Origin of the sequence: Mesorhizobium sp. M7A.F.Ca.CA.004.06.1.1, from assembly GCF_003999135.1 — a bacterium.
Classification (GTDB): domain Bacteria; phylum Pseudomonadota; class Alphaproteobacteria; order Rhizobiales; family Rhizobiaceae; genus Mesorhizobium.
In genome coordinates this window covers 1-13,162 of record NZ_RZPQ01000081.1, presented here as the reverse complement: position 1 = coordinate 13,162, position 13,162 = coordinate 1, and the positions used below count along the sequence as shown (strand labels likewise).

General features: G+C 59.7%; 8 protein-coding genes and 1 pseudogene. 2 read left to right on the top strand and 7 right to left on the bottom strand.

All coding sequences use genetic code 11. The features are described from left to right. Both EN906_RS07885 and EN906_RS07880 read left to right on the top strand, forming a co-directional pair. Nucleotides 1-158 (top strand): annotated as a pseudogene (locus EN906_RS07885) (thiamine phosphate synthase); the annotation flags it as partial. Then, entirely contained in the window at nt 149-964 is an 816-nt protein-coding gene (locus tag EN906_RS07880) for a hydroxymethylpyrimidine/phosphomethylpyrimidine kinase (protein WP_063169417.1), read from the top strand. The pseudogene EN906_RS07885 and the gene EN906_RS07880, both read left to right, overlap by 10 nt. A gap of 905 nt (nt 965-1,869) precedes the next feature. Here EN906_RS07880 and EN906_RS07875 read toward each other — a convergent pair. The 7 genes from EN906_RS07875 to EN906_RS07845 all read right to left on the bottom strand — a co-directional run. Continuing rightward, complete coding sequence (locus EN906_RS07875) at nt 1,870-2,436, bottom strand: hypothetical protein (protein ID WP_063169418.1); 567 nt, start codon at nt 2,434-2,436, stop codon at nt 1,870-1,872. A gap of 24 nt (nt 2,437-2,460) precedes the next feature. Then, the gene (locus EN906_RS07870; RefSeq protein ID WP_063169419.1) at nt 2,461-4,434 is read right to left on the bottom strand and encodes a DUF3732 domain-containing protein; all 1,974 of its coding nucleotides are present in this window, start codon (nt 4,432-4,434) and stop codon (nt 2,461-2,463) included. After that, entirely contained in the window at nt 4,435-4,947 is a 513-nt protein-coding gene (locus EN906_RS07865) for a three component ABC system middle component (RefSeq protein WP_063169420.1), read from the bottom strand. Next, nucleotides 4,944-6,110 (bottom strand): ABC-three component system protein, encoded by a 1,167-nt coding sequence (locus tag EN906_RS07860; protein WP_063169421.1) that lies wholly within the window; start codon nt 6,108-6,110, stop codon nt 4,944-4,946. Before EN906_RS07860 ends, EN906_RS07865 begins: the two co-directional genes overlap by 4 nt. A gap of 323 nt (nt 6,111-6,433) precedes the next feature. Further along, entirely contained in the window at nt 6,434-9,907 is a 3,474-nt protein-coding gene (locus EN906_RS07855) for an AAA family ATPase (protein WP_063169422.1), read from the bottom strand. Then, nucleotides 9,904-11,163: a DNA repair exonuclease gene (locus EN906_RS07850; RefSeq protein ID WP_063169423.1), complete on the bottom strand. Its 1,260-nt coding sequence runs from the start codon at nt 11,161-11,163 to the stop codon at nt 9,904-9,906. The genes EN906_RS07855 and EN906_RS07850 overlap by 4 nt, the downstream gene beginning before the upstream one ends. A 71-nt stretch (nt 11,164-11,234) precedes the next feature. Then, the coding region (locus tag EN906_RS07845; RefSeq protein ID WP_127375127.1) for a DUF3320 domain-containing protein at nt 11,235-13,162 on the bottom strand (1,928 nt) is incomplete at its 5' end.

The window sequence follows — 13,162 nt, the reverse complement described above, 5'->3', positions numbered from 1 at the left end:
TCCCATTGGTCGCCATCGGCGGCCTCAACCCCGACCGCCTCGACGGCGTCTTTGAGGCCGGCGCCAACAGCGCCGCAGTGGTCACGGACATCACGTTGAGCTTCGACCCCGAAGCGCGCACGCGAGAATGGATCGAAAAGACGGACCGATGGCGATGAGACGAGAACCGCATGTGCTTGTCGTTGGCGGATCAGATTCCAGCGGGGGTGCTGGAATAGCACGCGACATCGAGACGATCTCTGCCGTTGGCGTGCGCACCTGTCTCGCCGTCACAGCGCTAACGGTGCAAACGCACGACGCCGTGATCGAAATCCATCATTCGCCACCCAGCATGGTGGCCAATCAGATGTGTGCCGCGCTACAGGCCAACGACGTAGCCACAATCAAGATCGGCATGCTGGCGACTGCCAAGATCATTGTTGCCGTTGCCGCAGTGCTGCGCAAATTTCCGCAAGTGCCGGCAGTACTCGACCCTGTGCTGGCCTCCACCTCAGGCCGCGCACTTCTGGAAGCAGGCGCTATCGCTGCCATGAAGCGCGATTTGATGCCGCTTTGCTGCATTGTCACGCCCAACCTTCCTGAACTGGCGCTCCTTACTGGTTCCGAACCGGCTTCGGATGAGGACGGTGCGCTCCAACAAGGACAAAGACTGCAGGCCGTCGGCCCTCAGGCCCTGCTGATCAAGGGTGGGCACGCGTCGGGTCCCCGATCGGCCGATATTCTGTTACGCTCCGATCATGAACCCATCCACTTCGACACGCCGCGCCTTGCTATATCGATGCGCGGAACAGGTTGCATGCTGGCCAGCGCGATTGCGGCGCATCTGGCGAAGGCGAAGTCGCTCGAAGATAGCGTGCGCGAAGGCAAGCTGTTTGTGTTCGAGAAGCTTCAGAAATGCCGGCTGAATAATCACAACGTTCTGCGTCCAGCCAAGCAGACCCATTTTCCAGAATTTTTCCAGTAGCGAGACTGGAGGGCTACTGCTTCTCTATGCCATCCTTACAACGCGTTGAGTTCCACTGTGCCGTCCAGAATTATCTGTCGTTGTCCAGAATTAAGCCGGGCTTAGAACTGAAACGAACCCGCCGAAAGGTACGAGCGGCCCTCACTCGATAAGGGTTACCAAACCTATTCCTGTGGGCTACCAATCCGCGTGGTGGGTGGCCTTAGGTTACCAATCAGTGTGGCGTCCGGAATTATCTGCCTCTCTCCGGAATTAAGCCGAGATTAGAAGATCGGTGCGGTATTGCGCCCGGTCAAACCGTGTCGATTTGCGGCGTAGCCGACGTGTCTCACGCTTGGCGGCGTCGCACGCTGGTCCCGATTGTCGCCCGAATATCTGCCTACCGGCGACAGTGAATGCGCCAAGCTAGACCTTCGTCGATAGGGCGGCTCCGGTTTACCAATCCTGTCGTCCTAGGTTGACCAATCCGTTGTCGACCGTGAGCGGGTTTACCAATAAGGGCGGCTATATTCTGCGCAAACCCAATCACCTGATGCCAATCCAGAATTAATCGTCATTAAGGGCATTGGTAAACTCAGTCTGAAACCCCACCCTTAGCCAGAAAACTCTCCTGTTTTCAATCGCATAGCCCGCCCGCCAGCAACCGATAATTCGGGACCGGTAAACCCGTGAAAGGCCCAATAATTCCGGACGTCACACCAGTCTGCCCTTTTATGCGACTTTTCGAGCACAGACCGGGAACATCTGACCGTTTCCATTCATCGCCCAAGGCCGGTTTAGCGCTGGAAAAGCCAAAGTGCGGGAGTAAGAATGGCCGCAACGGGGCCGGAAGCCGTCGGTCAGCTTTCGGGGAGTGATCCCGGTAAGTTCGCAACTCATTCGCTTCTTTTCTGCAGTCCCCGCCATTACGAGTTGGCGGTGTCGGTCGCCGAGGGGATCAACGCCATTACTGCGGCTAGTTCGGCCCTCCGGACGAGGAATGGCATGCGCGTCGTCCCATAGTGCTTGGCAAGATGGAAGCGGTGCATGCCTCCTACGATGTGAACTTGGCCTTGGTACTCGCCGAGCAAAGGCGGTGTGACACCGCGGCCATGCAGCCATCGGTAGGCGATCCCACAGCTCTTGCTCTTGTAACGTTGATGCCAAGGACCCTTGTCCCTGCTGGCGGCGTAGGTAAGCCTGCCGCCAACGTCAGTGACATCAGCGTCGATAAGAATGAAATCCGTCGAAGCGTGGTCGCTGGGATCATCGCCGTCGAACGCGAGATAGAAGTTTGCAGGATCGCAGTCCCATATCGCAGTCAGTGCAACCGGAATGTTCTTTCTTCCTTTGCACCAGATGTCGACCTTGCGTTTCTCCTGAGCGCGGGCGACCTCGAAGGCTTCGTCTAGTTTTCCTTCCGCGACATCCATGGCTGTGATGACGTTCAAGCCAAGGGCCGTCAGACGGTTGATCTCGTCCACGTTCGCCATGCCTTCTCCTCTGGCAGCAGATTATTATCCACCGTTGGAAGATGCGGCGGCAATCCAAGCCTGAGGCACGAGGGCCTGTCCACGCCATTCCTCAATCAACTTGACTCCGGGAAGCTTGCCCCAGACGTCCTCATCTGCATGATCCAGCACGATGATCTGGAGGCGACCTTTCGCGGCCATGACCTCAGCGCCTAGGAGCGCAAAGACCTTCCTGACGGCGACCACGTCCTGATCCCTCCACGCGATGAGGTCGGGGCCCTCGTCGCCCGCCGCCCGCTTAGGAAAATAGACTTGGCTAGGTTGGTCGAAGATCAGCTGACCAGGGACTGGGTGATGAGGTTCGGCCAGGAAGTAGTGCTGCAGCGCAAGCATTAGTGCGACGTGATACGCGAGCCAATTGGCGCCGCTGCCAATCTCCCACAGGTAGTCCTCACGCGTTCCCCTAGTCACCTTGACGGTCAGGTCTTCAATCAACAGCCTAATCGGGGCCTCGGGCCACTCCGCGTCAAGCTGCGGAATCAGCCGATTGGCATGATGGGAGACTTGGTGCAACGCGTTGAATAGCTTGCGCTGGATGTCGGCCTCGGAGATCGTCTTTTGCAGCGTTGCAATATCGGCCTGCAGCGAGGTGAGTTCCTGCCGCAAATCCGACGACTGGTCGGCGCGGTCGTAGACGTGCAACGCCTGCTCCAATCGACCGAGGAAGCGCTCAAGCCTATCGAAGCGATTGGCCTCGTCTCGGGCGACGTCAGAGTCCCGTTCCAGCACCGCTATCTCGCTACGGACATCGTTCAACTCAGATAGGACCGCTTCAGCGGCGCCGCGCTGGCGCAGGATTTCCTTGTCAAGCGTGTTAGACATCGCAGGGTGGGTCCGCAGTCGGATCTCCAGACCGCCGAGGTTGTCGCAAAGGGCCAAGACCTTCTCGCGGCCGCCGTCCCCGAGTGCGACCAACGGATCGGCGAACTCGTCGGCCAAGTCCCTCAGCCACGTGGAAAGGTCCAAGCGGTCACGTTGGATGCGCATGGCGTCGCCGTACGCCTCGCTGCTCTCCACCAGACGGCGCAGTTCGTTCAGGCGCTGACGATGCTCGGTAAGTCGCGCGGCGATTTCAGTTTCCGACGCACGAAGGGTTTCCAGACGCGTCAGCACCACATCGATGCCGGCCAGGCTTGGTCGAGCAAGACTTGAGTTGCTGTTCGACACGCGCCGAAGCAGGTCAACAACGTCACTCCAGTCCTTCGGCACTTCAGTGGAGGAATCGACTAGGCCAAGTTCGACTGCCTGACGCAGCCACGCCTCCGCCTCCGCCCGCCAAGCGCCAGTTGCCGACACGATCGCGCGTAGCTCAGCCTCCTTCCGGCGGAGGTTGCGCTGGAGCCGATCGATCTCAAACCGCGCCTGGAGAATCTTTGCCGTGACCGCGCCCAGAACGTACGGGAAGATGGTCTTTAGCTTCTCCCGGTGTTCCGTCGTATCGGCCTTGAAAAACATCACGTCGGGATTGGCGATCACGTTCTGAGGTTGGAACGTGAAGGCCATGAGGTCGCGGAAGCTTGGCCTTTGCTTGAATCCATTCTCTGTACCTGGTTCGAAGTCGAGGTCAGTCAGTCCTGCCAGGCGGTTCATCGCGCGCTTGACCGTGTCGACATTGGTGGTCTTGTCGGTGATCGTCTCCGGAATTTCGACCTGTGCGCCCTCCAGCAGCACCATGTCGCCTGTGCTCTGTTGGTCCCCCGGTTCGCGTCGCGCCAAGAGCTTTTCGCCCTCCAGCGTCTCGATCAGAATGCCGAACCAGCTGCAGTTCTCGCGGATTACGCCCACCGGAATCGCGCATTTCTCCGAGCCCAGACAGTAATCAACAATAGGGATAACGGCGGACTTCCCGGTCTTCGACGCGCCGCTGATGACGTTGACGACACCGGGCTCGAACTTGACGACCCGCGGCGCTGCACCATTGCGGGGCCAAAGGATCAGTTTTCGAAGCTGGAAATACATCTAGAACTCCACCCGTAACAGGTTGGCCACCTGCGCGGTCCCCAGGTTCGAAAACCAGAAACCCAATTTCTCCGAGGCAGGTCCGAGGTGCTTGACGCGCTCTGGAAGGACGAGCCTCCTCGGTTTCGGTTCTGGTACGTTTGCTCTTAAAGTAGCATCCTTGTAATCCACGGACAGCAGCCGCCCGCTCACACCGACAGCGGCCGATTGCAATGTCAGAGTACGCAGCAGCAGCGCTCGCTCGTGGACGGCGAGGAGTTGTTCCCGTTCCTTCCCGAGCTTGGCCGCGAAGAGCGCCAGTCCAGAGGGTCGGTTTGTCGAAGTCACGATTTCGAGCGTTGCGCGATGCAGGACGATTGGCAGCACGAGAAACGCCAAGGCGAACGGCGCTGGACGTTCGTCCTCAGCCTGGAAACCTTGGCCAAATTGCCACAATGCGAAAGCCCCAAGTCCTGGATTCTGGACAAGGGCGAGGTCGCTGAGCGGTAGGTGCGATCGGCCAGCCTCAATCAAGTCGCTGGCTCCAAAAGAGTCTGGTAGTCGGGATGCCAGCCGAGGCGCAGGCCGTGGGCAAGGGCGTTGAATGATCCGTGGACGAAATGACCGGGGACGACTCGACCATCGAGTGGAGGCTGCAACTGCGCGCAGCGCCTGTAAACTATTCTACCACGAACCGTTGCGGGGTGTCCGGCCTGTATGTCGTGCACCTCTGCACTGACGTGCTCATAGCGACCGACAAGATCATCGTCCCAGTCACTTAGGTTCTTCTCAAAGATTAGCCCGCTTTCGCCCCAGATCGAGATGTCGGCGAGCGTCCTAAGGTAATCGCTAACAGCCCGGACGCACGCTTCGTCTCCCACCTCGATCAGCTCGAGTTGGCGGACGAAGGCGGGACGGTCGGCGATCAATTGTTCGATGGCCTCGACAGGCGGTTGCTTGGTGAAAGACGACAGCAGCCCTGGAAGGTTGTTCTTCTGAACAAATGCTCTTTGCTCGGCCTGAAACGCGTCCACGTCCAAGATGGCGGGCTTGCCAGCTCTAATCAGCCTGTCCGCCGCCTCCTTCGCAGCGCCGATCGCGCGTTCGCACACTAGGTCGATGATGAGCGGAGAGACCGTCGGCTTGAAGATCGCGCGTATCGGATCGACGGGATCTGCATCGACGCTGATAACGGCGAGATTCTTGACCAAGGCGGCGCAATGAGCCGCATCAGCGTTCAGGAAAGCTTGGACGTCGGCGTCGCATGCCGGTGCAGCTTTCAGCTTGCTGTGGGCTTTGGCGAGGTTAGCGACCAGCGCCTCCACGTCGGCATCTGTTTTCGCGTCGTTCAGCGCGATCGCGAAGGCACCCGCCTTCACCGGTGTGACATATAGCCGGAAATGGCTGGTCGCCGGGTCGATCTCTCCCGCCGCCATGAAGCTGAGCCAGTTGGCCAGAGACTTCCACAGGTCCGCAGCCCAGTCGGATATCGGATTTTGCTTCAGTGCGCTCTTGCTTTGCTCAAGAACGACTTCGCCGCCGACCAGGTGAACCGCCACATCGTCTAAATGTTCAAGAGAGACCAAGGCGCCGCTAGGCGCGTTGAGCAGGTGAAAGCAAAGGCGTACAGGTTGAAGCGCATAGCCGAGGTATTGGCCAGCGGCGCTGTGTTTTCCCGTTTGCGTCTTCGCGTTCATTGCCCATCCCGTTCTCCCGAGTCGCACCGGAAGAAGCCAGTAACGATATTGGTATAGTTCGCCGTTGTTTACAATTGGCGCCCCGGCGATAGGACGGCTAGGCGCGATACAATTGCTGTTTAGGGCCAGCTCTCGAAGTCCAGATTCGGCAGGACAATGAATTTGCAGGACGTCCATTATGGGCACATCGGGGCCGTCTATGGCTCGGGCGATATGTCCGCTTTTGGACGAACGCGAAGTTTGCCGGAACGTCTGACTTTGGGCGCATACTTGCCGTCAAATTCGGCGTCCTTCACTGGTTCGTTCACGTATTCCGGAGAAAATTACTGTGCGAGTTGATGGATCCTCGTTCCCGGTACGACAGCCTCAGCTATTTCACATAGATGCTTATGGTGCGTCAGGTAGATGACCTGACCTGTGTTTGCCATCGCTCCGAACAGCCTGAAAACCTCCTCCGAGCGAATATGGTCGAACGTCTCCATGATGTCGTCGGCGACGAATGGGACCGAGGGCCGAAATTGCGCGAACTCGTAATAACCGGCGAGTCTTAGGGCAAGGTACAGCTGAAATCGTGCACCCTTTGAAAGCGCTTCGGTGACCTTGGATTGCCCGTCACCCTGCACAGCAATGAGAACCTCACCACCTCTTACAGGCTGGGTTGTCAGCCCCGAATACTGGCCACGCGTCATTAGCTTGAACGCGTCTGATGCGCGCGCCATCATGCCGGAGCGATGGCTCTCACGGTAGATCCGCAAAGCATTGCCAGCCGACATGATGCCAAGCTTCAGCTCTATGTAGCGAACGGCCTTCTCCTCGATTTCCAGCAGGGTTGTGCGCCGTTCAGCATCCAGGCGTGCAACCGCACTATCACCGCCGATGGCGTCCAGCTTGTCGGCCGCGCGCGTCTGCCGGATCAGCTGTTGCTGGATGGTTTCATCGAACAGGCGAAGCCGCTGCTCACCCTCAGCCTTCTCGACCGCGAGGCCGTCGAAATCGATCGCGTCCAGGATCGAGCGGGCCTGCTCGAATCCGTCGACCGCGAGCTCCGCCACTATCCGTTCCTCAAGTTCGGCGACGGTGGTGCGCAAGCCATCGCGCTCACGCAACAGCTCATCGCGTTCGACTACCTCGGGCAGAGTGGCGACACCAAAGACGCCCAGCACCTCGTTCTTGCGGCGTTCGTGTGCCAAAATCTCAGTGTCGAGGATGTCGCGCGCCTCCTTGAGGCGCTTCAGGTCGTTGCCGAGGCTTGCCTTCGTTTCACGTGTCCGCTCGGCACGCTCTAGGCGCTCGGCAAGGCGGATGGCCAACTGCTCCGGGTCGGTATCCTTCGTCGGCTCGTCGGCTTCAACCGCAACGGCGATGACCTCGACCAGAAAATTGGCCCTGTCGGCCTCCATCTTGTCGATACGCAGCTGCAGGTCGTCCCGTTCCTGCAGGCTTCTTGAAAGTTCGGCCAATTGATCGAGCACAGTGCCGACGCCGGATGCGGAGAGCCCGCTTTCGAGCCAAGTTCCCTTGAGTGCTTCGGTAATGCCGGCCAGCCATTCCTCCTCGCGACGCTCCGCCACACCTACTGCAACCCGTCGTGCCGCTAGATCCTCTTCTTTGGAGCTCACCATTCTGAGCGCCTCGGCATACTCGGCGTCCACCTTGCGCTGCCGATCCAGAAACGGCTCCGCGATGGCCATGATTGCTTCGAGGGTGTCGTTGGACTCTGATACAATGCCGACGCTTCCCAGCACTGCTCTCATTTCCAAGCGTATCTGCTCGCCGGCGTCAGCGGCTCGCTCGGCCTTCAAGCGAGCAAGTTCGATCTGCTCCCAGGCAGCGAGCGCATCGCTGCGCGCCTCGATCTGATCCTCGATCCTTTCGATCAGGCGCTCAGACGAAGGTTCCACGGCGTCTCCGAGCAGGTCCCTGGCGGCCGCGCGGATTTCCAACAATTGGGTATCCACATCCTTGCCGAGCTGTGTGCGTTGGATGCCGTTGCGTGACAGGTTGGCCGCGGCCTCGGCCAGCTCGCGCGTAGTTGCCCGGATCTCAGCCAGATCCGCCGCGCCGGCCAGCCGGCCTGCGCTGGCAATGTCATCGCGCGCCAATGCCACGGCGAAGTCGTCAGCGGTGTCACCGGTCAGCGCTGCGCGGTGCGTTGCCCACGCATCATCGCGAACTCGGCGGATGGCGGTAGCCGCTTCATCGTCGACAATGTCGCCCGAGGCACGAAGGGCATCCAATCGTGCGGCGAGCATGGCATGGTTGCCCTCGTATTCAGCAAGGCGTTCGGCAAGTACGGCGGTGTTCCTTGCCAGTTCTGACGCTACCGTCTTCCAGGCGGCAATCTGCCCGGCGCTCGGAACCGCGACGTTGGCGAGAGCGAGGGCATCTCCGTTCCATGGACGCAAGCGCGCGAGCGCCGCCTTCCATCGGATTGTTCCCGCATCTTCCGCCTCGCGAGCCGTCCTAATCTCTGCCTGGTGTCCGCTTGCTCGCGCTTTCGACAAAGCCGAGCCCAGCCTTGCCCTGGCAGGTTCGGGCACCGCCCTTTCCTCGCCGACCCGCTGCCTTGCCACCTGCAGCGCATCGAGTGCCGCCGCGGCTTCGTCGCGAGCGGCACGCATCCCGGTAGCAATCCCGGACCTCTGCTCGACCATGGCGCGAACGACGCCAACGGTGACGGCAGGCAGAAGCAGCGCGCCAGGATCCGCCTCGGAAGATCGGCCCAAGGCGGCAAGGCAGCTCGCCACGCTGTTGTTGAGGATTTGCAGCTCCATCCTGCGAGTGGGCAAGTCAAAGCCAGCCGCGGTATGGCGCACCTTGCTCTCCGCCAGCCCGCGAATGCGTTCGGAAATCGACAGGATCGGTTCGTCCTCGTCGACCGCAGTGACTTTTTCCGCCAGGCGCTCGGTCTCGTCGATGTTTGCGGACAGCCGCGTTCTGAGGCTGGCATCGTCATCGATCAGTTCGGTGACACTTCCCGTCGATGTCCGGGCTGGGGAGGCGATGTCCGGCAGCTGATCCAGCCGGGCAATCTTGCGCCGGATATCCGCCAGCATCGGCGCAGCACGCACGTAACGAGCAAAGGTATCCAGCCTGGCCACCAGCACCGCCCGATCGCTGATGGTTCGGCCGTACTGCTGCGCTGCATCGAGACGTTCGGCCTCCAGGCCCTCGTAGGTTGATGCAAGGGTGTCGATCGCATCCCTGCGCGACTTTACGTCAACAAGGCGCTTCTTCAACAGCGCCAGTTCGGTTCCATGCGCCTGCTTCCGATACAGAGCGTCTGCTTCGGCCTCGAGGGCGTTCAACGTATCACTTGCGTTCCCAAGACCGGCGCTGGCCGTGAACAGAAGCTTGCCGAGGTCGCCCCGCGACTCCAGGATAGATTTTCCGCCGGCTTCCAACGTCTCGTCATCGAGTGAGAACATCGTCGTGTAGGCGTCGCGCGACAGACCGGCGAGATGCGCCGTGATCGCCACCTCGCTTACCGGTTGGCCCGTCGCATTCAATAGCGAATTACTGCGCTGTTTCGTACGCGTGAACGTGTGTTCGGAGCCGGCCAGTTCCAGCACCCCGCCGATGCGCATGGCACTGTACTCGTGCAGGAAGTTGTAGCGGCTCCGTTCCTCGATGCCGAACAGCAAGTCTAGATAGGCCGAAAGCGCAGTCGATTTGCCGGCCTCATTCAGGCCAAACACGATATGCAGATCAGGTCCGGATTCCGGTTTGGGTCCGAAGTCGATCGAACGATCGGTGAACTTTCCATAACGAATGAGGTCAAGGCGCCGCAACCTCATGACGATCCACCGGCCTTAAGGCGGGCAGTCACCAAGTCCGCGCCCTTGGAAAGCACCTGATCGAGGAACTGTTCCAGCCCGGCTTCGTCCGTCCCAGCAAAATCCCGCCCGTCGGCCGGAAGGTCGGCGACCATCTTTTGGACGAACGCCCTCGCCTCAGCGCGGAAGGCCTCCGAGGTGGCATCGGCACGCATTGATTGCTCGAGTTCGAAAATCGGATCAGCAATATCCTCGGCGGTCTCCGTCCGAGGCGGCGCGAGGTCAAGCTCGAGCTTCTCCACCCACGTATGGCCTAGCTGTTCCGCAGCCTGTTCGGCTTCGGCAAGAAGGAGGTCCCTGTCGCGGATCAGCGCCCACATCAGTGGTGACGTTCCTGTCAGGCCAATGCGAGCCACAGCATGACGCGATCGGACGGTTGCCCGCATCTCTTCGAGTGCGAAGCGAACACGCGCGACGGCCTCGGGCCACTCCACCGCTCCGGTAAGGTCGACGCTCACCCGTTCGAACTGCGCAACGCTGGTCAGCCGTTCCTCGATCTCCACCGAACGGTCGTGGCGCACCGTCACCAGGGTGACTGATTTCTCACCGGCCTCGTTGATATCCCTCCCCTGCGGTATTCCCGGCATCACCACGGCACTGGCGCCAGGATGGACTTGGCGAGCATGGATGTGGCCGAGGGCCCAATAGTCGAAACCGTGGGCGTGCAAGTCAGCGATGCTGCAGGGCGCGTAAACGTCGTGACCTGGCGATCCAGCCAGACTGGTATGCATGATGCCTATGTTGACGGCCCCTTCACGAGCCGCCGGATATTTGGTTAACAGGCTGTCCGGCGCCTTAGGGTTCGCAAAGCTCAAACCATGGAATACGACGTCCAGACCGCCGGCTGTCTGCAATACCGACTGAGCACGACCACCAAAGATGGTAACGGTGTCGGGAAATACCAGCTGTTTGGAAATCCGCGACAGGGCGTCATGATTACCGCGGATCTTGAAAACCATGATGCCGGCCTGGTGCAGGCGTGTCATCTGCGCGCCCAAGAACCGCGCTGTCTTCATTGAAGTCTGGTCGCCATCGTATAGGTCGCCAGCAATGACCAACGCGGCCACACGTTCCTCAAGGCAGAGATCCACTATCGAAACGAATGCCTGGCGGCTGGCGTCGCCCACCAGCCCGGCAAGATCGGGATTTCGCATCGCCAGCGAACGAAGCGGCGAGTCGAGATGAATATCGGCCGTGTGTACGAATCGAAATGCCATTCGGCCTCCGCCAGCAAAAGAGGTGTTCCGAGCTTCGACAGAAATTGCAACGAGGGCGCTGCAGCGCCCCGTTACACTTCAGCTAATTTCTCGCTCGCGGATTCGCCGGCCACCAACAAGCCGTCTTGGGACCGTAACACTCCTTTGGCAACCAAATCGGCGACCCCAGCTGAAATCAGCTGCCTTAATTGTGCGCTTGTGGCTTTGAAGCCCAGCATCCTGGCAACGCCTGTGGCGATTTCTTCCTCTGTCGCACCGAGGTTGGATTTCACGACTTCCATAGCGCCTTGGGCGACCTCGTCCTGCGCAATCATTTCGGGCTTGCGCAATCCAGCGGACACGACCCCACTGCGATCCCTGAGACGAACAGGAACACCTGGCTTGAAGCAGAAGTTGCCTCGACGGGCTACTGAACCACCTCTCTGTGCTATGCTTACCCCCCGCTCGATTGCATCCTGAATCCTGCCACCGGCCCGCTGCAGACCCCAGGCGTCCCGAATACGCGAAACTATTTCGTCGACATGGATTGGCGTTTCTGTAGCCACGACCTGCTCGACCAGTCCGGCCATGATTCCGCTGGGCGTCTCGTGGAGTTCGAACGATCCCGGTCGCTTTAGTTCGGCCTCTTCGTAGGCTCGATTGGGTGTCTCGGATCCGTTTGTGCTTTCGAGACCGATTTCCGTCACGTTGCCTCGGTCGACCGTAACAACCTGCACGGCTACAGCTCGATTTCTCTGGACCCCCAATTCGGCCCGCTCATCGAGTTCTTTTCTGGCGGCCTCAATCGCTAGTATGGTTCGCTCCAGCTGCTCACGAGGCCGTTGGAACCAGTCAGCGCTCCAGATGCGATGGATGATCCAACCATGGTCTTCCAGAACCGACTGCCGAAGCCGGTCTCGATCTCTGGCCGAGCGAGATGAGTGATATTCTGCGCCATCGCATTCGATGCCAAGAATATAGCGGCCTGGCCTCTCTGGATCCGCAACTGCGAGGTCGATGAAGAAGCCGGCAATGCCCACTTGAGCATGAACCTGATAACCCATTTCGATCAGCGCGTTGGCTACCTGTTCTACAAAGATTGAATCCATTTCGCGAACCGTGACTTGGGCAAGCGAAATTCGCCCTGTTCTCGCGTAGTGCAAGAAGAGCTTGAAGGCGAAGATGCCTTTCCCTTTGCCACGCTCCAGGTCGATGTCCTCGTCTGTGATGGACGCGAATACTTCGCAGCTGCGCTTGGCGCGGCTTATGAGGACGTTGAGCCGACGCTCGCCGCCTTCCGCGCCAAGAGGGCCGAAACGCATGGCCATGTATCCCTGGGCATTCTTGGCATACCCCACCGAGATCATGATCACGTCGCGCTCATCGCCTTGAACATTTTCGAGGTTCTTGACGAAGAATGGCTCGCTTGGATGAGCGTGAAAGAATTCCTCGGTGTCGGGATTTAGTCGCCGCAGCGCTTCGAGTTCATCCTGGATCGCGCGGCGTTGGCTAACCGAAAATGTTGCAACGCCTAGAGTCTCTTGCGGGTTCACCTTCGCATGACGGATGATCGCCTCCGCTACTGCTCTCGCCTCTACCGGATTGGTTCCTGTGCCGCCGGAATCGAAGACCCCCTCCGGCACATGATGAAACCGCAACCCCATACCTGCCTCTTGGGTATAAGGGCTTGGCACGATGAAAAGCCGGTTCTCGTAGAACTGGCTGTTCGATACTGCGATTAGAGATTGGTGACGGCTACGGTAGTGCCAGCGCAGCATACGCTGCGGCAAGCCGCGGGCCGTGAACAGGCCGAGGATGCTTTCAATGTCGGCGACCTGCGCGCCCTCACCCTCGTCATCTTCAGACTGCGAGCCTGTCATCTTCGCGAAGAATGTCGTGGGTGGCAGTTGGCGTTCGTCGCCAACGACGACCACCTGACTGGCCCTGGCGACCGAGCCAAGTGCGTCCACGGGCTGGATCTGAGACGCCTCGTCCATCACGAGCAGATCGAAGGACATCC

Excerpts from the sequence above, each read along its gene's own strand:
- EN906_RS07870 (WP_063169419.1), bottom strand. The coding sequence starts at position 4,434 with ATGTATTTCCAGCTTCGAAAACTGATCCTTTGGCCCCGCAATGGTGCA.
- EN906_RS07875 (WP_063169418.1), bottom strand. The coding sequence starts at position 2,436 with ATGGCGAACGTGGACGAGATCAACCGTCTGACGGCCCTTGGCTTGAAC.
- EN906_RS07860 (WP_063169421.1), bottom strand. The coding sequence starts at position 6,110 with ATGAACGCGAAGACGCAAACGGGAAAACACAGCGCCGCTGGCCAATAC.
- EN906_RS07880 (WP_063169417.1), top strand. The coding sequence starts at position 149 with ATGGCGATGAGACGAGAACCGCATGTGCTTGTCGTTGGCGGATCAGAT.
- EN906_RS07855 (WP_063169422.1), bottom strand. The coding sequence starts at position 9,907 with ATGAGGTTGCGGCGCCTTGACCTCATTCGTTATGGAAAGTTCACCGAT.
- EN906_RS07850 (WP_063169423.1), bottom strand. The coding sequence starts at position 11,163 with ATGGCATTTCGATTCGTACACACGGCCGATATTCATCTCGACTCGCCG.